Genomic DNA, 18,256 nt, shown 5'->3' with positions numbered 1-18,256 from the left:
CGGCGGGGCTACTGCTTGTAACTCGCCAGGAAGTTGCCCAGCCGCTCGATCGCCTCGGCCAGTTCCGCGGCCCAGGGCAGGGTGACGATCCGGAAATGGTCCGGGGTGGGGTAGTTGAACCCGGTGCCGCCGACCATCAGGATCTTCTCCTCGCGGAGGATGTCCAGCATCAGCTTCTCGTCATCGTGGATCTCGTGCACCTCGGGATCCAGCCGCGGGAAGGCGTACATCGCGCCCATCGGCTTGACGCAGCTGACCCCGGGGATCTCGTTGAGCTTGCGCCAGGTGACGTCGCGCTGCTCCAGCAGCCGGCCGCCGGGCAGGATCAGGTCCTCGATGGACTGGTAGCCGCCGAGGGCGACCTGGATGCCGTGCTGGGCGGGCACGTTCGGGCACAGCCGGGTGGAGGCCAGCAGGTTGATGCCCTCGATGAAGCCCTCGGCATGCCGCTTCGGCCCGGTGAGCACCATCCAGCCGGCCCGGTAGCCGGCCACCCGGTAGGTCTTGGACAGCCCGTTGAAGGTGATGCACAGCAGATCCGGGGCCAGGGTGGCCAGGGAGATGTGCTCGGCGTCGTCGTAGAGGATCCGGTCGTAGATCTCGTCGGCGAGCAGCAGCAGGGAATGCTCCCGGGCGATGTCCGCCAGGCCCTCCAGCAGCTCCCGGGAGTACACCGCGCCGGTGGGGTTGTTCGGGTTGATCACCACGATCGCCTTGGTGCGGTCGGTGACCTTGGCCCGGATGTCCTCCAGGTCCGGCTCCCAGCCGGCGTCCTCATCGCACATGTAGTGCACCGGCCGGCCGCCGGCCAGGGTGGTCGCCGCGGTCCACAGCGGGTAGTCCGGGGTGGGGATGAGCACCTCGTCGCCCTCGTTGAGCAGCGCCTGGGTGACGATCGAGATCAGCTCGCTGACCCCGTTGCCCAGCCACACGTCCTCGACGTCGAAGCGGGGGAAGCCGGGCACCATCTCGTAGCGGGTGACCACGGCGCGCCGGGCGGGGTAGATGCCCTTGGAGGAGGAGTAGCCCTGGGCGTGGGGCAGCGCGCGCACCATGTCCTGGACGATGGTGTCCGGGGCGTCGAAGCCGAACTTCGCCGGGTTGCCGGTGTTGAGCATCAGGATCCGGTGGCCGTCGGCCTCCATCTGCTCGGCGAGGGTGGCCACCGGGCCGCGGATGTCGTAGAGCACGTTGCGCAGCTTCTCCGACTGGTCCAGCGGGGTCAGCGGGCGGCGGCGCGGATGGGTCGCCCCGGCGCGCAGCGCCCCCTTGGCCGCCCGGGCCTGCTCGGCGCGGGCGGCGCGCATCAGCTCGGCGCTGGCCTGCAGCGCCCGGGCCTTGACCTCCTGGGCGTCGGCCGTGGCGGCCGTGCCCGAACCCTCCTCCGGGGCGGCGGCGCCGGCGGCCGGGGCCGCGGGGGCCTGGTCGGGGCGGTCCGGATGCTCCGGCTTACTCGGGTTCGGGGTGTTTTCACTCACCCGTCCAGCATGCCATTCCCGCCCCGCCGGGGGAACCGCGCGCCCCGATCCGGCGGCGGTGCCGGATCCGGTGGCGGCGCCGGGCGCGGAAACGCCGCGGCCGGGAGGGGAATCCCCTCCCGGCCGCGGCGGGTGCCCCGGGTCAGCGACCCTCGGCGGTGCGGCGGGCGTGGCCCGGGATGGGCACCCCGCGGTGCCGCGGCGCATCATCGGCCGGGGTGGCCGGGGCCTGCTCCGGCGCGGCCTCGGCGGCCTCAGCCTCGCCGGGGGCCTCGGCCTCGACCTCGGCGGGCGCCTCGGGCTCCGGCTGGTCCTCGGCCTCGGCCTCGGCAGACGGCTCCGGCTCGGGTGCGGGCCGCGCGGCCGGGGCGGCCGTGCGGGCGCCACCCGGGATCGGCGCACCACGCCGGGTGCCGCCGGGCAGGGGCACCCCGGTCGCGGTGGTCGCCTGCTCGGCCGGGGCCTCCTCCGCGACTTCGGCGGCCTCGGGCTCCGGCTGGGCGGGTTCGGCCGGGGCCTCGGGCTCGGCCGGGGTCTCCGGCTCGGGCTCCGGGGCCGCGGCGGGCGCCGCGGCGGCCTTGCGGGCGCCGCCCGGCACCGGGGCGCCGCGGCGCGCGCCGCCGGGCACCGGCACGCCGCCGGCGGTCTTCTGCACCTCGGGCTGCTCGGGGGCGGCCTCGGCGACGGTCTCCTCGACCTCCGGCTCCGGCTGCTCCGCCGGGGCCTCCTGCGCCGGCTGCGCGGGCGCGGCCGTGCGGGCGCCACCCGGCACCGGGGCGCCGCGGCGGGCGCCACCCGGCACCGGGGCGCCGCCGACCTTCTGCGGTGCGGCGGCCTCGACGGCGCCGGAGTCCTCGGCCTGGGGCGCATCCGCAGCGGTGTCCGCCGCGGCCTTTGCGCCACCGGGCACCGGGGCACCCTTGCGTGCGCCACCGGGCACCGGGGCGCCCTTGGGCGCGCCACCCGGCACCGGGGCGCCGGGCTTGGCGCCGCCCGGAACGGGGGCGCCGGCCTTGGCACCGCCGGGCGCGGGGGCGCCCTTCTTGGCGCCGCTCGGAACGGGGGCGCCGGCCTTGGCTCCGCCGGGCGCGGGGGCGCCCTTCTTGGCGCCGCCCGGGACCGGGGCACCGGCCTTCGCGCCACCGGGGACGGGGGCGCCGGCCTTGGCGCCACCGGGGGCGGGGGCGCCGGCCTTGGCGCCACCGGGGGCGGGGGCGCCGGCCTTGGCGCCACCGGGGGCGGGGGCGCCGGCCTTGGCTCCACCGGGGGCGGGGGCGCCGGCCTTGGCTCCACCGGGCGCGGGGGCGCCCTTCTTCGCACCGCCGGGGGCGGGGGCACCCTTGGCCCCGCCGGGGGCGGGGGCACCCTTGGCCCCGCCGGGGGCGGGGGCACCCTTGGCCCCGCCGGGGGCGGGGGCACCCTTGGCCCCGCCGGGGGCGGGGGCACCCTTGGCCCCGCCGGGGGCGGGGGCACCCTTGGCCCCGCCGGGGGCGGGGGCACCCTTGGCGCCGCCGGGGGCCGGGGCGCCCTTGGCGCCGCTGGGCGCCGGGGCGGCGACCGCGGTGGGCTTGGCCTCCTCGACGGCCTCCGGCTCCTCCTCGGGCTCCTCCTCGGGCTCCTCCGGCTCGACCCAGCCGCGCTCGGGCTCGGCCATCCAGGTCGGCTCCATCGGCTCCGGCAGCTTGCCGTCGACGAGCACCGAGTCGCGGATCATCTGGGCGATGTCGACGACCTCGGGTTTGGGCCCGTCCTCGATGAGGTTGTTTACGCCGTCGTTCATCATCGTCTTGCAGAAGGGGCAGCCGATGGCGATCTGCTCCGCGCCGGTGCCGATGGCCTCCTCGGTGCGGTTGACGTTGATGCGCTCGCCGATGGTCTCCTCCATCCACATGCGGGCACCGCCGGCACCGCAGCAGAAGCCGGTGTTGCGGTTGCGCTTCATCTCCACGAGGTTCGCGCCGGAGGCGCCGATCAGCTCGCGGGGCGCCTCGAAGACCTTGTTGTGCCGGCCCAGGAAGCAGGGGTCGTGGTAGGTGACCTGGCGGCCCTGGCCGGAGGCCACCGGCTGCAGCCGGTTCTCCCGGACCAGCTGGTTGAGTAGCTGGGTGTGGTGCAGCACCCGGTAGTTGCCGCCGAGCTCGGGGTACTCGTTCTTGAAGGTGTTGAAGCAGTGCGCGCAGGTGACCACGATCTTGCGCTGCTTCGGGGGCACGCCCTCGAAGACCTCGCCGAGCTGCTCGATGTTCTGCTCCGCCATCATCTGGAAGAGGAACTCGTTGCCGGCGCGGCGGGCGGAGTCGCCGGTGCAGCCCTCCGCCTGGGAGAGCACGGTGAACTTCACGCCCGCGGTGTAGAGCATCTCCGCGACGGCCTTGGTGGTCTTCTTCGCGTTGTCGTCGTAGGCGCCGGCGCAGCCGACCCAGAACAGGTACTCGGTGTCGTCGAAGCTGTCCACGTCCTCGCCCCACACCGGGACCACGACGCCGTCCTTGCGGACCTCGTTGATCCAGTCGGCGCGGGTGGAGGCGTTCTGGCCCCAGGGGTTGCCCTTGGTCTCCAGGTTCTTGAACAGCCCGGCGAGCTCGGTGGGGAAGTCGGATTCGACGAGCACCTGGTAGCGGCGCATGTCGATGATGTGGTCGATGTGCTCGATGTCCACCGGGCACTGCTCCACGCAGGCGCCGCAGTTGGTGCAGGACCACAGCACGTCCTGGTCGATCACCCCGGCGTCGCCGTCGCCGACCAGGGGCAGCCCGAGCAGCGCGGCCCCGGCGTCCTCGCCGCCGCCCTCGGCCTCGGCGGCGTCCGCGCCGGCCTTCTGCTGCGCCAGCAGGTAGGGCGCGGAGGCGTAGGCGTGATCGCGCAGCCGGTTGACCAGGAGCTTCGGGGAGAGCGGCTTGGTGGTGTTCCAGGCCGGGCACTGCTCCTGGCAGCGGCCGCATTCGGTGCAGGAGGTGAAGTCCAGCAGGGCCTTCCAGGTGTGGTCGGTGACCGCGCCGGTGCCCATGGAGAGGTCCTCGTCCTCGCTCTCCATGGCCTCCTCGAGGTTGAGGACCTCGCCCTTGGCGGTGAGCGGCTTGGCGGCGCCGAGGGCGTTGTAGCCGTCGGCGTTGCGCTTGAGGAAGATGTTCGCGAAGGCGAGGAAGCGGTGCCAGGCCACGCCCCAGGTGAGGTTGCGGCCGACCACGAAAAGCCAGACCATGCCGCTCATCAGCTTGATGAAGGCGAAGACGGAGACCATGGCCGCGCTGGCCGGCAGCAGCTGGGCGATGCCGCCGGTGACGAAGTTCGCCCAGTTCCAGACGTGCTCGTGGTGGTCGTCGCCGTAGGTGGCGAGCTTGGCGGCCTTGACCATCATCATGCCCAGGCCCTCGAGCAGGACCACGCCCTCGACGAAGTAGGCGGCCTTGGCGTCGGAGCCGTAGAAGCGGCTCAGCCGCTCCTTGCCGCGCTTGGTCTGGCGCACGATGATGAGGCTCAGGATGCCCAGGGTGGTGCCCAGGCCGAGGATCTCGTCGACGAAGTGCCAGAGGGTGAGGTCCCTCAGGATCGGCCAGCCGCCGGCGGGCCAGATCGACTGGATGTAGGCCTCGAACCAGACCAGCGAGCCCAGCAGGAAGCCCACCATGACGAACCAGTGGGCGATCGCGATGCCCGGCTTCTTGAACATCTTGGTGTGCCCGACGACCTCGACGATCGTGGTCCACACCCGGCGCGGCAGCTGGTCGGTGTGCCCGTAGGTGGGCTGGCCCAGCATGATGGTGCGGACCATGTGCACGAAGCCGTAGATGAAGATGCCCCAGCAGGGCAGCGACAGGAGGGCGCCGATGGTACCCAGCGTCACGGTGAAGCCGGTCATCTCGGCTACCCCGGATGCCGGGCTGGCGAGGTGGAGCGCGCTCATGACGTTCCTAACGATGGTGCGGAAAAACGGTCTCCCCGCAACCTCCCCGCACTCCCCGGCGCGGTGCCGTGGTGGGGCCGGCGCGGGTGGGGCTGGTGATGGGTGGTCACGGTTTAGTTCTCTTGTGAGGTATATCACGAGCCCGGCCGGGGCCCTAACCGGCGGCGCGAATGTGGGGGTGGCGCATTTCGACGGGGTCGAATCCGCTGGCCAGCGCCTTTCCGCAGCCTGAACGGGGCCGCCGATTTAAGGCAGGGAAACCTATGCTAAATCGATGTCCGGATCCCCTCGACCAATCGCCCCGGCGGCCCCGGCGGGCCCGGATCGGTCGGCCCGCGGGCCGGGGGCGGGGGTGTTCCCCGAGCGTTCTTGCTTACCGGGTAAGCGGCACCGTATGCTGCAGGTGGTTACCGAGTAAGCATCTGGAGGGAGGCGGGCATGTCCGTCAAACACGCCCTCCTCGGGCTCATCGGCGAGCGGCCCCGCGCGGTGGCGCAGCTGCGCCGGGGCTTCGAGGAGGCGACCCGGGGCACCTGGCCCCTGAATATCGGGCAGGTGTACCAGACGGTGCGCCGCCTGGAGCGCGACGGCCTCGTCGAGCCGGTGCCCGACGAGGCCGCCGAGGCCGAGGCCTACCGGCTCACCGAGGCCGGCCGCGCCGAATTGGCCGCCTGGTGGGACACCGCGGTGCTGCGGCCCCGCGACGACCGCGATGAGCTGGCCATGAAGATCGCCGTGGCGGAGACCGTCGGCGGGGTCGACGTCACCGCGCTCATCCAGCGCCAGCGCGGCGCCGCCCTGGCGGAGCTGCGCGAGCTGGTCCGGCTCAAGGCGGCCACCCCCGCCGACCGCGGCGCCGACCGGCTGCTGCTGGAGCGGCGCGTCTTCGACCTGGAGGCCGAGGCGCGCTGGCTGGACCACGTGGAGAACCTCGCCGCCGTCACCGACCACCCGAAAGGAGCCCAGTCATGAGCGCCCCCGCCGCGGCCCCCGCCGCACTCGACCTGCAGGAGGTCACCCGGATCCACCGGGACGGGCCGGATGAGGTCCGGGCCCTGGACGCGGTGAGCCTCACCGTGGAACCCGGCCGGCTGCTCGCCGTGATGGGCCCCTCCGGCTCCGGCAAATCCACCCTGCTCAACATCGCCGGCACCCTGGACGCGCCCACCAGCGGGCGGGTGCTGATCGACGGCGTGGACGTCGCCGGGATGAGCCGGGACGCCCGCGCGGACATCCGCCGGGAGCACCTGGGCTACGTCTTCCAGGACTTCAACCTGCTGCCCACGCTCACCGTGGCGGAGAACATCGCGCTGCCCCTGGAGCTCGGCGGGGCCGGCGCCGCGGCGCGCCGCGAGGCCGCCCGCGCCGCCCTGGCCGAACTGGGCCTGGAGGCCCTGGCCGGGCGCTTCCCCGCGGAATGCTCCGGCGGGCAGCGCCAGCGGATCGCGATCGCGCGCGCCCTGGTCGGGGAGCGCCGGCTGATCCTGGCCGATGAGCCCACCGGGGCGCTGGACACCACCACCGCCGAGCAGGTGCTCGCGGTGCTGCGCGGCCGGGTCGACGCCGGCGCCGCGGCGGTGCTGGTCACCCACGAACCCCGGTTCGCGGCCTGGGCCGATGAGGTCATCCAGCTGCGCGACGGCCGGATCCTGGGCGGTGATCGGTGATGGCCGGCCCGCTCGCCCGCGCCGGCCTGGCGCTGCGCCTGGCCCGCCGCGGGATGCTCCGGAACCGGTGGACCGCGCTGCTCGGCATCGTGCTGCTGGCCCTGCCGGTGGCCGCCCTCGCCGGGCTGGCCAGCATGGTGGCCAGCGACCCCGGCGAGTACCGGGCCCCGCTGGAGCCGGTCGCCCGGATCCGGATCTCCGACATGCCCTGCGACTTCGGCGATCCCGGCACCTGCCTCGAGGACGACCGGGGCGGGCAGCGGGGGCGGCCCATCGCGGACCGGCTCGGCGACGCCCTCGGACCGGCCACCGCGGCCCGGCTGGAACCGGAGGTGGACTTCTCCGCCGGCCTCGCCGCCGGGGCCGGGGCCGCCGAGATCCGGATGGACGCCCGCGCGGTGGCGCTGCCGCCGGCGGCCGGGGGGCCGGCGCCGGGCACGGTGCTGCCCTCGGCGGAGCAGGCCCGGGCCCTCGGCCTGCACCGCGGCGATGAGCTGCGGGTGCGGGTGCCCGGGGTCGCCGAGCCGCTGCGGCTGCGCATGGCCGGCATCGGCGCCGGCGGGGACTCCGAGGCGGTGCTCGCCCTGGCCGATGTGCCGGGGGTGCGCCTCGGCGGCGAGGCCCGCTACGGGGAGCTGCCCGCGGACCTGGAGTACTCCTGGCGCGCCGATGCGGTGCCCGAGGTGCGCCCCGGTTTCGGGGTGGCCCTCGACGCCGCCTACGACCCGGAGTACGCGCCGGGGGAGTCGGGCAGCCGCCGGCCGGTGCTCACCGGGCTGCGGCAGCTGGGCTACGCCGATGCGGCGACCCGGGCCACCGTGGTCGCCGCCGGCGCCCTGGCGCTGGTGCTGGTCGCCGCGACGGTGACCCCGCTGTTCGCGGTCTCCGCCCGGCGCCGCCGCCGGGAGCTGGCGCTGCTCGCGGCCACCGGGGCGCGGCCGGCCCGGCTGCGCGCGGTGATGCTCGCCGAGGGCCTGCTCACCGGGCTCGGCGCCGCCGTCCTCGGCGGGCTCGGCTCGGCGGTGCTCGGCCTGGCCGGCTTCCGCCTGGTGCGCGAGGCCCACGGCGCGGCGTTCCACTGGGCCGCCGACGCCTGGGCGCTGCTCGCCCTCGCGGCGGTGCTGTGCGCCTGCGCCGCGGCCGCGCTGCCCGCGATCCGGGCCGGCCGGGAGGAGCCGGCGCTGGGCCTGGCCGACGGCTCCGCCGCCTACCGACCCCGTCGCGGCCGGCTGCTCTGGGCGGGGCCGGCGCTGCTGCTCATCGCCCTGCTCGCGCTGGTCGCCGAGGCGCCCCCGGAGGGCGCGTTCTGGCTGCCGGTGGCGGCACTGGGCACCGTCGCCTCCGCCCCGGCGCTGCTGCGCGGCCTGGTCGCGCTCGGCCCCCGGCTGCCGCTGCCCGCCCGGCTGGCGCTGCGCGACGCGGACCGCTCCGCGCAGCGGGTGGGCGCGGCGATCGCCGCGGTGGCCGGGGTGGTGTTCATCGCGGTGGGCTCCTACGGCTACCTCGGCGCCATCCCCTCCCGGGAGACCACCCCGGTGCCGCTGCTGGCGGCGTGGACCGCCACCGCGCCGAGCTCCACCGCCGGGATCGACGCCGATCTCGACCGGCTGGCCCGCAGCACCGGCGCCATCGGCCGGATCGACGTGTGGAACCCGGCGATCGGCGGGGAGCTGGCGCTGGTGCGCCCCGAGCGCCCGGATCCGGAGGCCGTGGTGGTCGGCCCGGAGGCGTACTGGGTGCCGCGCTTCGGCGTGGGCGAGGGGGTGCTGGTCGCCGACCCGGGCGTGGTGCGGGTGCTCGCCGCGACCGACGCGGACGGGATGGGCGAGCGGCTCACCCGGGCCCGCCGGGTGCTCGCCGCCGGCGGGGCGGTGGTCGCCGACGAGTCCGTGATCCGGGACGGCCGGGTGACCGTCCGGGTCTGCGGCGGCGCCGCCGCCGGGGAGCCCGCGGAGACCCTCGACGAGCGGCGGGAGCGGCTCACCGCCGCCGGCGGGGACCCCGCGGAGGCCGCGGCCGCGGAGGGCGGCTACGGGGCCGCCTGGGTGCCGGTGCCCGGCGGCTGGGCGCCGCCGGAGTGCGGCGCCGACGCCGGCGCCGGCGCGGGGGAGGCCGACGGGGCCCGGGAGATCGAGATCCCGGCGATGGCGCTGCCGGGGCTGTTCGCCCCGCAGCCCGACCCGGGGCCCGGGGAACCGGACTACGAGACCCTGGGCCCGGCGGTCATCGCCCCGGACACCGCCCGGCGGCTGGCCGTGGATCTCCGCTACGGCGGGACCGTGCTGCCGCTGCGGGAAGACCGTCCGGGCTGGCGCTCCCTCATCGACGGCACCCCCCTGGACCGGAGCACCCCGGAGGACCTCTTCCTCGCCGACCCGGCGGCCTACCCCGGGGACCTGGTGATGCACCGGATGGCGGTGGCGGTGCTGTGGCTGCTCGGCCTCGGCGTGGTCGCCCTCGTGGTGGTGCTCGGCGGCCGGGAGACCCGCGCGGATCTGGCGATGCTGCGGGTGCTCGGCGCCCGCCGCGGGCTGCTGCGCCGCTACGCCGGGGCGCAGGGGCTGCTGGTCGGCCTGGCCGGGGTGGCGCTCGGGGGGCTCGGCGTCGCCGGACTGGCGGCGGCCTTCCTGGCGCATCGGGCGATCCACTTCGGGGCGCCTCCGGCGGGCGCGCTCGCCGGGGCGCCCTGGGGCCCGGTGGCGCTGTTCGCGGCGAGCCTGGCGGCCATGTCCTGGGTGGTCGGGCTGGTCCTCGGCGCCCGGTTCCGGGGCGGCCCGCCGCCGCGGCGCGGGGACTGACCCCGCCCGGCCCCGCCCCGCCCGGCCGGCGGCGGCGCCCACCGCGGCCCCGCCCCGCCCGGCCGGCGGCGGCGCCCACCGCGGCGCCGCCGCCGGCCGCGGCCGTGCCCGGGGTGGAATACGCCCTGGTCGGCGGGTGTTCCGGTGGGCGTCCGGAGAAAAGTTGAGTCGGGCGGGAACAATTCCGGGGCGAACCCCGTTGCACCGGATGAGAAGGTTGAGTCGGACAGGCTCAAGACGATTTGACGGGGCGAACCCGTCGGGTGCACTCTTGAGTCCGTGAGGCTCAGCCTCGGAGAAACGAACGAATGACTCGCCGCAGCCGGCGAGCGCAACGCAGGAGGAACATCACCATGGGACGTGCAGTCGGCATCGACCTCGGCACCACCAACTCGGTCGTCTCGGTCCTGGAGGGCGGCGAGGCGAAGGTCATCGCCAACGCCGAGGGATCGCGCACCACCCCGTCCGTCGTCGCCTTCGCCAAGAACGGCGAGGTGCTCGTCGGGCAGTCCGCGAAGAACCAGGCGGTCACCAACGTGGACCGCACCATCCGCTCCGTGAAGCGCCACATGGGCACCGACTGGAGCGTGGAAATCGACGACAAGAAGTACACCGCGCAGGAGATCTCCGCGCGCACCCTGATGAAGCTGAAGCGGGACGCGGAGTCCTACCTCGGCGAGGACGTCACCGACGCGGTCATCACCGTGCCCGCCTACTTCTCCGACTCGGAGCGGCAGGCCACCAAGGAGGCCGGGCAGATTGCGGGCCTCAACGTGCTGCGCATCGTCAACGAGCCCACCGCCGCGGCCCTGGCCTACGGCCTGGAGAAGTCCGATGACGAGCAGACCATCCTGGTCTTCGACCTCGGCGGCGGCACCTTCGACGTGTCCCTGCTGGAGATCGGCGACGGCGTGGTGGAGGTGCTGGCCACCGCCGGCGACAACCGCCTCGGCGGCGACGACTGGGACCAGCGGGTCGTGGACTGGCTGGTGGATAAGTTCAAGGCCGCCCAGGGCATCGACCTGACCAAGGACAAGATGGCGATGCAGCGGCTGCGCGAGGCCGCGGAGAAGGCCAAGATCGAGCTGTCCTCCTCCCAGCAGACCTCCATCAACCTGCCCTACATCACCGTCGACGCGGACAAGAACCCGCTCTTCCTCGACGAGACCCTCACCCGCACCGAGTTCCAGAAGATCACCCAGGATCTGCTGGACCGGACCCGCAAGCCCTTCCAGCAGGTGATCAAGGACGCGGACACCTCCGTGTCCAGCATCAACCACGTGGTCCTGGTCGGCGGCTCCACCCGGATGCCCGCGGTGAGCGATCTGGTCAAGGAGCTCACCGGCGGCCGGGAGCCGAACAAGGGCGTCAACCCCGACGAGGTCGTCGCGGTCGGCGCGGCCCTGCAGGCCGGCGTGCTGCGCGGCGAGGTCAAGGACGTGCTGCTGCTCGACGTGACCCCGCTGTCCCTGGGCATCGAGACCAAGGGCGGGGTGATGACCAAGCTCATCGAGCGCAACACCACCATCCCGACGAAGCGCTCGGAGACCTTCACCACCGCCGAGGACAACCAGCCCTCGGTGCAGATCCAGGTCTTCCAGGGCGAGCGCGAGATGGCCGCGGCGAACAAGCTGCTCGGCTCCTTCGAGCTCGGCGGGATCGCCCCGGCCCCGCGCGGGGTGCCCCAGATCGAGGTGACCTTCGACATCGACGCCAACGGCATCGTGCACGTCACCGCGAAGGACAAGGGCACCGGCAAGGAGTCCACGATCACCATCCAGGACGGCTCCGGGCTGTCCCAGGAGGAGATCGACCAGATGATCAAGGACGCCGAGACCCACGCCGAGGAGGACCGCAAGCGCCGCGAGGAGCAGGAGGTCCGCAACTCCGCGGAGTCGATGGTCTACCAGACCCGGAAGTTCGTCGAGGACAACGAGGACAAGGTCAGCGAGGACATCCGGGAGAAGGTGGAGGAGGCCGCCAAGGGCGTCGACGAGGCGCTCAAGGGCTCCGACATCGACGCCATCAAGAACGCCGTGGACAAGCTCTCCGCGGAGAGCCAGGAGATGGGCAAGGCCATCTACGAGGCGGAGGCGGCCCAGGGCGCGGCCCAGGCCGACGCCGCCGACGCCGGCGCCGATGACGTCGTCGACGCCGAGGTCGTCGACGAGGACGAGAGCAAGGACGACAAGTGATGCCGGAGCAGGACGACCCGCGCGAGGGGGTCCGCGAGGACCCCGTCGCCGAGGCGGACGCCGAGGCGACCGAGGCGACCGAGGCCACCGACGCCACCGAGGCGACCGCGGATGCGGCCGCCGAGGAGGCCGCCGGGGCCGAGGACGAATCGGCCCGGCTCGCCGCGGAGCTCGAGGAGCGCACCGGGGACCTGCAGCGGGTGACCGCGGAATACGCGAACTACCGCCGCCGGGTGGACCGGGACCGGGCCAACGACCGGGCCGCGGCCAAGGCCGCGGTGGCCGCCGAGCTGCTCATCCTGGCCGATGATCTCGACCGGGCCGAGGAGCACGGCGACCTGGAGACCGGGCCGCTGGCGGTGTTCGCGGGCAAGTTCCGCGACATGCTCGCCGGGCTGAAGGTCACCGCCTTCGCCGAACCCGGCGAGGGCTTCGACCCGGAGATCCACGAGGCCGTGCAGGACATGTCCTCCGGGGGCGAGCAGGTCCTCGGCGCGGTGCTGCGCAAGGGCTACCGGATGGACGATCGGCTGCTGCGCACCGCGATGGTGGTCATCGCCGATCCGGAGCCGGCCGCCGCGGAGGACGGGGCCGATGCGGCGGGGGAGCGGGGCTAGCCGCCCCGGGTAGGCCCCCGCCGCCCCGGACCGGGGTGTCCCGCCCCGGCCCGGGCCCCGGCGGGCGATGATGATGGGCAATGGCAATGACGGGCGCGCGACCGGCGCGCGGATGAGGAAAGGAGGCGACGATCGATGACCCAGCGGGAATGGGCCGAGAAGGACTATTACGCCGATCTTGGCGTCGCCAAGTCCGCGGGCCAGGACGAGATCAAGCGCGCGTACCGCACCCTGGCCCGGGACAACCACCCGGATGCGCATCCGGGGGACAAGGCCAAGGAGGAGCGCTTCAAGCGCATCTCGGAGGCCTACTCGGTGCTCGGGGAACCCGAGAAGCGCGCCGAATACGATGAGCTGCGCGCCGCGATGGCCTCCGGGGGCTTCCGCTTCCCCGGGGCCGGCGGTCCGGCCGGCGCCGGCGGCGGCGGGGGATTCGACTTCAACATCTCGGATCTCTTCGGCGACGCGGGCGGCTCCGGCGGGCTCGGCGACATCCTCGGCGGGTTCATGGGCCGCGGCGGCGGCCGGGCGGCCCGGCCGCGCCGGGGCGCCGACGTGGAGACCGAGATCACCCTGGACTTCCGGGAGGCCGCCAAGGGGGTGACCATCCCCCTGCAGCTGACCAACCCCTCCCCGTGCACCACCTGCCACGGCTCCGGGGCCCGGGCCGGCACCTCGCCGGTGACCTGCGGGTCCTGCCATGGCACCGGGTTCGTGGAGGAGCAGCGCGGCGCCTTCGCCATGTCGCACCCCTGCCCGGACTGCGGCGGCCAGGGCACCCGGATCGACGATCCCTGCCCGGATTGCGCCGGCACCGGGGTGACCACCCGGCGGCGCACCATCACGGTGCGGGTGCCGGCCGGGGTGGTCGACGGGCAGAAGGTGCGCCTGGCCGGCCAGGGCGAGGCGGGTCTGCGGGGCCGCCCCGCCGGGGACCTCTTCGTCACCGTGCACGTGCGCCCGGACGAGATCTTCACCCGCTCCGGGGACGACCTGGAGGTCACCGTGCCGGTGAGCTTCGCCGAGCTCGCCCTCGGCGGCACCCTCACCGTGCCCACCCTGGACGGCCGGGTGCGGGTGCGGGTGCCCGCCGGCACCAGCGACGGGCGCACCCTGCGGGTGCGCGGCCGGGGCATCCCGAAGCGCTCCGGCACCCCCGGCGACCTGCTGGTCACCGTGTCGGTGCGGGTGCCCACGGATCTGGACGACGCCGCGGCCTCGGCGCTGCGGTCCTATGCGGAGGCCGAGCGGGCCGGGGGCTTCGACCCCCGCGCGGGCTGGGCCGGGGAGGCCTGAGCGCCCCCCGGCGGGGACGGAAGGAGATGAGCGCCATGCCGGAGAAGAAGCAGCAGCCCACCGAGGTGTACGTCATCTCGGTGGCCGCGGAACTGGCCGGCATGCACGCCCAGACCCTGCGCAACTACGACCGGCTGGGCATCGTCACCCCCCGGCGCACCCGCGGCGGCGGCCGGCGCTACACCGCCCGGGACGTGGCCCTGCTCCGGGAGGTGCAGCGGCTCTCCCAGGAGGAGGGGGTCAACCTCGCCGGGATCAAGTCCATCATCGAGCTCACCGCCGAGGTGGACCGGCTCAAGGAGGACAACGCCCGGCTGCGCGAGGAGCTCGCCCGCACCCGCCGGGAGGCCGCCCCGCGCCGCGGGGAGCTGGTGCACGTGCCCCGCTCCACCGCGGTGGTGATGTGGGATCGCCGGGCCCGCCGGCGCGGATCCCGCGGCGAGGGGACCGCACCCGGCGCCGAGCGCGGCTGAGCCGCGCCCGCCCGGGCGCCCGTCCGGGCATCCCCGCGAAAACCCCGAAGGCCGTTCCTGACCTGCCGCTTCCCCGTCTCCCGGGGTGGTTTAGGCTGCCCGCCATGACCTTCCGCGAACCGCCCACCGCCGACCCCGCCGCCGACGCGGCCATCCCGCCCCGGATGGGCGGCGGGGAGTTCACCATGCGGGTGCTGCAGGGCATCTCCGTGGCCGTGGTGGTGGCCCTGGTGCCCCAGGCGCTGCTCGGCGAGCTCTTCCGGGCCCTGCTGCCGGTCTTCCCCGCCGGGGCCACCGTCATCGAGCTGGTCTCCCTGGCCTCCTCCCTGATGCCGGTGCTCATCGGGGTGCTGGTGGCCATGCAGTTCCGGCTCTCCCAGATCCAGACCGCCGCGGTGGGCATCGCCGCCACCTGCGGTTCCGGGGTGGCGCAGGTCGACCCGGAGGGGGGCTTCCACCTGCAGGGCACCGGGCTGGTGATCAACACCGGGATCACCGCCGCCCTGGCCGTCGGCGTGATCCTGCTCATCGGGGATCGGCTGCGCAACTACACCATCCTGCTGCTGTCCACCATCGTGGTGGTGGTCGCCGGCGGAATCGGCTGGGTGGTCACCTACCCGGTGGTCAGGGTGTTCACCGAATGGCTCGGCGGCCTGGTCAACGGGGCCACCGCGCTGCAGCCGGTGCCCATGGGCATCGTGCTGGCCATGCTCTTCGCGGTGATGATCGTCTCCCCGGTGTCCACGGTCGGGGTGGCCACCGCCATCTTCATGGCCGATGTCGCCGCCGGCACCGCCAACCTCGGGGTGGTCGCCGCGGGCTTCGGGCTGCTCGTCGCCGGCTGGCGGGTCAACGGGCCGGCGACCTCGCTGCTGCATGTGCTGGGCAGCCCCAAGGTGCAGATGGCGAACATGTTCGCCCGGCCGGCGGCCTTCGCGCCCATGCTGTGCACCGCCGCGGTGCTCGGCGGGCTCGGCGGGGCGGTGGGCGTCCCGGGCACCGCCATCTCCGCCGGGTTCGGCATCTCCGGGCTGGTCGGCCCGCTGGCCGCGCTGAACGACCCGGGCTGGGGCTGGACCCCGGGCAACCTCGCGGTGGTGGCCCTGATGTTCGTGGTGGCCCCGCTGGCGCTGTCGATCGGCTTCCAGCTGCTGTTCACCCGGGTGCTCGGCTGGACCCGCCCGGAGCACTACCGGCTCGACTTCGACTGAGCCGGCGGCGCCGGGCCGAGCCCGGCGTCGTCCTCCAGTTCCGCGATGATGGCGCGCAGCCGCCGCGGATCCTCGAAATAGGCGGAATGCGCCCGCCGCACCGGCGCCGGCGGCGATTCCGCCCGCTCCGCCCCGGGGGCCCCGAACCCGGGGTCCTCCGGGTCCGCGCCGTGGATCCCGGCCCGGGCGGCCAGGCCCACCGGGTCGCGGGGGTCGCGCACCGAATGCACCCGCCCGGATCCGCGGTGCCGCCGGCCGCCGGGGCCGAGCAGCCGCAGATCCCCCGCATCGGCCACGCCCGGCCCGGCCCCGGGGGAGCCGAGCAGCATCAGCGCATCGGCGCGCAGCCCCGGGCCCCGGGCGGCCTGGGCGGCGACCACCGCCCCGTGGCTGTGCCCGAGCACCGACACCGCCGCCCCCGGGTGCGCCGCGGCGAGCCGGGCCACCGCGGTGCGCAGCTGGGCGGCCGCCGCCGGGTGGTGGCCGTCGCCGGCGGCGGCGAGCAGATCCGGCGGGGCGTCGTGCAGGGCCACCACCACCGCGGTGGCGGCGGTGGCGCAGTCCAGGATCGCCCGGGCCCGCCGGCCCAGGCGGTGCACGGTGAGCGGCTCGAGCGGATCGGAGCCGGTGCCGGGGACCAGCACGATCAGGTGGTCCGCGGCGGAGGGATCCCCGTAGGCGAGGAGCGCGGTGGAGTCCGGGCCGGTCTCCAGCACCCGGCCCCCGTCGCGGGCGGCGACGGCGGTCACCGCCGGCCAGCGGGGGTGGCCGCGCAGGTTCGACCGGCCCGGCGCGCCCGGCCAGGCCCCGGCGAGCCGGTCGGCGGTGGCGGCGTCGGCGGCGCGCACCCCCGCCAGGGCCCGGCGGATGAGCAGCGACTCCGCCCGGGCGAGCAGCAGCAGTGCCGCGGCCGCGCCGGGGGCCAGGGCCAGCGCCCGGGTGAGCCCCGGCCCCGGCCGGGCCCGGCCTGCGGCGTCCACGGCCATGCCGTGGGCCCGCGCCCGGGCGAGCGCGGTGCGCAGGCCCTCCCGGGCGGCGCCGATCCGGGCCCCGCCCTCGGCGAGGTGCCCGCCGGCGAGATCCAGCAGCACGGCGAGCTCGCGCAGCGCCCGGGCGCGCCGGGCCAGGGACTCCTCGGCGCGGTCGCGCTGCAGCCCGGCCAGGTGCTCCGGGTCGATGCCGGCGACCGCGGCGCCGAGCCGATCCGCGGCGCCGCGCAGCCGCTCCGCGGCCTCCCGGTGCCCGCGAGCGGCCCCGCCCAGCGGCGCGGTGGACCAGGCCGCGGCCCCGGCGAGATCCACGGCCATCAGCGCACCCCACCCGCGATCCGCCCGGCGAGCTCCCGGTCCGCCCCGTCGAGGTCGTCCGCCAACCGGCGGATCCGCCCGGCCAGCTCGGCCAGCTCCCCGGCGCGCCGGTGGAGCTCGCCCGACCAGGCCCGGGCCAGCCGGTCCGCGGCCGGTCCGGTGGCCGCCCCCGGCGGGCAGGCCGCGCCCCGGGGCAGCCGCGCCGCGGCGGCGAGCTCCGCGGCCTCCTCCGCGATCCCCGCGGCGAGCCGGCGCAGCGCCGTCGGGGAGGCCTGCAGCAGCCCCGGATCCCCCGTGCCCGCCATGGTCATCGCCCGTCCCCTCCCCGGTTTCCCGTGCGCGGCCAGGATGCCCGCCCCGGCGCGGCCGTGCCCGCCCAGCCGGGCCGGGGGCGCCGGGGCCGGTGGACAACCGGCGAAAACCCGCGCCGGCGGTGGACAACCCGGCCGCGCCGGTAGCCTTGGCCCATGCGCATCACCATCGCCCAGCTGGAGAACCGCCCCGAGGTGGGGGAGAACCTGCGGGCCATCCGGGAGGCGATCGCCGCCGCCGGGCGGGCCCGCGCGGACCTGGTGGTCCTCCCGGAGGCGGCGATGCTCGCCTTCGGCGCCGGCCGCCTGGACCGGGTCGCCGAGGATCTCGACGGTCCCTTCGCCACCGCCGTCGGCGAGGCCGCCGAGGCCGCCGGGCTGGTCGCCGTGGCCGGCATGTTCCGGCCCGCCGACGAGGTGCTCGTCGAGGGCCGCCGGCTGCGCCGGGTGCACAACACCGCCCTGGTCACCGGGGCCGGGCTGCACACCGGCTACGACAAGATCCGGCTCTTCGACGCCTTCGGCTTCCGCGAATCCGACACCGTCGCCCCGGGGGCGGAGCGGCTCATCGTGGACGTGCCGGTGCGCGAGGGGGAGCGCGACACCGTCCGGCTGGGCCTGGGGGTGTGCTTCGACATCCGCTTCCCGGAGCACTTCACCGCCCTGGCCGCCGAGGGCGCCGAGGTGATCGCCCTGCCCACCTCCTGGAACGACGGGCCGGGCAAACTCGGCCAGTGGCGCACCCTCACCGCCGCCCGGGCCCTGGACGCCACCTGCGCCCTGGTCGCCGTGGACGCGGCCCGGCCCGGCGGGGCCGCCGCCGCCGGTGCCGCGGAGGGGCCCACCGGGATCGGGCACAGCGCGCTCATCGCCCCGGACGGGCGGCGCATCGTGGAGGCCGGCTACGACCCGCAGCTGCTCACCGCGGACCTGGATCTCGGCGAGCTGGACCGGGTGCGCCGGGAGATCCCGGTGCTGGCGATCCGCGAAGGGAACTAG

13 protein-coding genes are annotated in these 18,256 nt (G+C 75.5%); 9 read left to right on the top strand and 4 right to left on the bottom strand.

Annotation, left to right across the window (positions count from 1 at the left end):
• Positions 1–8: 8 nt before the first annotated feature.
• Together CSPHI_RS11085 and CSPHI_RS11080 are read right to left on the bottom strand one after the other, a co-directional pair.
• Positions 9–1,307, bottom strand: coding sequence for a pyridoxal phosphate-dependent aminotransferase (locus tag CSPHI_RS11085; protein ID WP_075694046.1), 1,299 nt, complete (start codon positions 1,305–1,307; stop codon positions 9–11).
• A 313-nt stretch (positions 1,308–1,620) separates the two neighbouring features.
• On the bottom strand, positions 1,621–5,382 hold the full coding sequence (locus CSPHI_RS11080; RefSeq protein ID WP_084210397.1) for a heterodisulfide reductase-related iron-sulfur binding cluster: 3,762 nt from the start codon (positions 5,380–5,382) through the stop codon (positions 1,621–1,623).
• A gap of 438 nt (positions 5,383–5,820) precedes the next feature.
• Between CSPHI_RS11080 and CSPHI_RS11075 the strand changes: the two genes are divergently transcribed.
• The 8 genes from CSPHI_RS11075 (at position 5,821) to CSPHI_RS11040 (ending at position 15,639) form a co-directional block, all read left to right on the top strand.
• On the top strand, positions 5,821–6,354 hold the full coding sequence (locus tag CSPHI_RS11075) for a PadR family transcriptional regulator (RefSeq protein WP_075693304.1): 534 nt from the start codon (positions 5,821–5,823) through the stop codon (positions 6,352–6,354).
• The gene (locus CSPHI_RS11070) at positions 6,351–7,049 is read left to right on the top strand and encodes an ABC transporter ATP-binding protein (RefSeq protein WP_075693302.1); all 699 of its coding nucleotides are present in this window, start codon (positions 6,351–6,353) and stop codon (positions 7,047–7,049) included. The genes CSPHI_RS11075 and CSPHI_RS11070 overlap by 4 nt, the downstream gene beginning before the upstream one ends.
• On the top strand, positions 7,049–9,847 hold the full coding sequence (locus CSPHI_RS11065) for an FtsX-like permease family protein (protein ID WP_075693300.1): 2,799 nt from the start codon (positions 7,049–7,051) through the stop codon (positions 9,845–9,847). The genes CSPHI_RS11070 and CSPHI_RS11065 overlap by 1 nt, the downstream gene beginning before the upstream one ends.
• Positions 9,848–10,200: 353 nt before the next feature.
• The gene (gene dnaK, locus CSPHI_RS11060) at positions 10,201–12,042 is read left to right on the top strand and encodes a molecular chaperone DnaK (RefSeq protein ID WP_075693299.1); all 1,842 of its coding nucleotides are present in this window, start codon (positions 10,201–10,203) and stop codon (positions 12,040–12,042) included.
• Complete coding sequence (gene grpE / locus CSPHI_RS11055; protein WP_075693297.1) at positions 12,042–12,659, top strand: nucleotide exchange factor GrpE; 618 nt, start codon at positions 12,042–12,044, stop codon at positions 12,657–12,659. The genes dnaK and grpE overlap by 1 nt, the downstream gene beginning before the upstream one ends.
• Positions 12,660–12,794: 135 nt before the next feature.
• Complete coding sequence (gene dnaJ, locus CSPHI_RS11050) at positions 12,795–13,955, top strand: molecular chaperone DnaJ (RefSeq protein ID WP_075693295.1); 1,161 nt, start codon at positions 12,795–12,797, stop codon at positions 13,953–13,955.
• Positions 13,956–13,981: 26 nt separating this feature from the next.
• The gene (locus tag CSPHI_RS11045; protein ID WP_075693293.1) at positions 13,982–14,428 is read left to right on the top strand and encodes a heat shock protein transcriptional repressor HspR; all 447 of its coding nucleotides are present in this window, start codon (positions 13,982–13,984) and stop codon (positions 14,426–14,428) included.
• 164 nt (positions 14,429–14,592) lie between these two features.
• On the top strand, positions 14,593–15,639 hold the full coding sequence (locus CSPHI_RS11040; protein ID WP_245803423.1) for a PTS sugar transporter subunit IIC: 1,047 nt from the start codon (positions 14,593–14,595) through the stop codon (positions 15,637–15,639).
• Here CSPHI_RS11040 and CSPHI_RS11035 read toward each other — a convergent pair.
• Together CSPHI_RS11035 and CSPHI_RS11030 are read right to left on the bottom strand one after the other, a co-directional pair.
• A complete protein-coding gene (locus CSPHI_RS11035; protein ID WP_075693291.1) occupies positions 15,618–16,946 on the bottom strand; it encodes an alpha/beta hydrolase in 1,329 nt (442 codons plus the stop codon). The genes CSPHI_RS11040 and CSPHI_RS11035 overlap by 22 nt on opposite strands.
• Positions 16,946–17,257, bottom strand: a complete 312-nt coding sequence (locus CSPHI_RS11030) for a hypothetical protein (RefSeq protein ID WP_075693289.1) — start codon at positions 17,255–17,257, stop codon at positions 16,946–16,948. The genes CSPHI_RS11035 and CSPHI_RS11030 overlap by 1 nt, the downstream gene beginning before the upstream one ends.
• A 156-nt stretch (positions 17,258–17,413) precedes the next feature.
• On the opposite strand from CSPHI_RS11030, the gene CSPHI_RS11025 reads away from it, so the two are divergent.
• Positions 17,414–18,256, top strand: a complete 843-nt coding sequence (locus CSPHI_RS11025) for a nitrilase-related carbon-nitrogen hydrolase (protein ID WP_075693287.1) — start codon at positions 17,414–17,416, stop codon at positions 18,254–18,256.

Source organism: Corynebacterium sphenisci DSM 44792 (genome assembly GCF_001941505.1).
Taxonomy (GTDB): Bacteria; Actinomycetota; Actinomycetes; order Mycobacteriales; family Mycobacteriaceae; genus Corynebacterium; species Corynebacterium sphenisci.
This window is presented reverse-complemented; position numbering and strand designations above follow the sequence as displayed.

Excerpts from the sequence above, each read along its gene's own strand:
- CSPHI_RS11085 (WP_075694046.1), bottom strand. The coding sequence starts at position 1,307 with ATGCGCGCCGCCCGCGCCGAGCAGGCCCGGGCGGCCAAGGGGGCGCTG.
- CSPHI_RS11080 (WP_084210397.1), bottom strand. The coding sequence starts at position 5,382 with ATGAGCGCGCTCCACCTCGCCAGCCCGGCATCCGGGGTAGCCGAGATG.
- CSPHI_RS11075 (WP_075693304.1), top strand. The coding sequence starts at position 5,821 with ATGTCCGTCAAACACGCCCTCCTCGGGCTCATCGGCGAGCGGCCCCGC.
- CSPHI_RS11070 (WP_075693302.1), top strand. The coding sequence starts at position 6,351 with ATGAGCGCCCCCGCCGCGGCCCCCGCCGCACTCGACCTGCAGGAGGTC.
- CSPHI_RS11065 (WP_075693300.1), top strand. The coding sequence starts at position 7,049 with ATGGCCGGCCCGCTCGCCCGCGCCGGCCTGGCGCTGCGCCTGGCCCGC.
- dnaK (WP_075693299.1), top strand. The coding sequence starts at position 10,201 with ATGGGACGTGCAGTCGGCATCGACCTCGGCACCACCAACTCGGTCGTC.
- grpE (WP_075693297.1), top strand. The coding sequence starts at position 12,042 with ATGCCGGAGCAGGACGACCCGCGCGAGGGGGTCCGCGAGGACCCCGTC.
- dnaJ (WP_075693295.1), top strand. The coding sequence starts at position 12,795 with ATGACCCAGCGGGAATGGGCCGAGAAGGACTATTACGCCGATCTTGGC.
- CSPHI_RS11045 (WP_075693293.1), top strand. The coding sequence starts at position 13,982 with ATGAGCGCCATGCCGGAGAAGAAGCAGCAGCCCACCGAGGTGTACGTC.
- CSPHI_RS11040 (WP_245803423.1), top strand. The coding sequence starts at position 14,593 with ATGGGCGGCGGGGAGTTCACCATGCGGGTGCTGCAGGGCATCTCCGTG.
- CSPHI_RS11035 (WP_075693291.1), bottom strand. The coding sequence starts at position 16,946 with ATGGCCGTGGATCTCGCCGGGGCCGCGGCCTGGTCCACCGCGCCGCTG.
- CSPHI_RS11030 (WP_075693289.1), bottom strand. The coding sequence starts at position 17,257 with ATGACCATGGCGGGCACGGGGGATCCGGGGCTGCTGCAGGCCTCCCCG.
- CSPHI_RS11025 (WP_075693287.1), top strand. The coding sequence starts at position 17,414 with ATGCGCATCACCATCGCCCAGCTGGAGAACCGCCCCGAGGTGGGGGAG.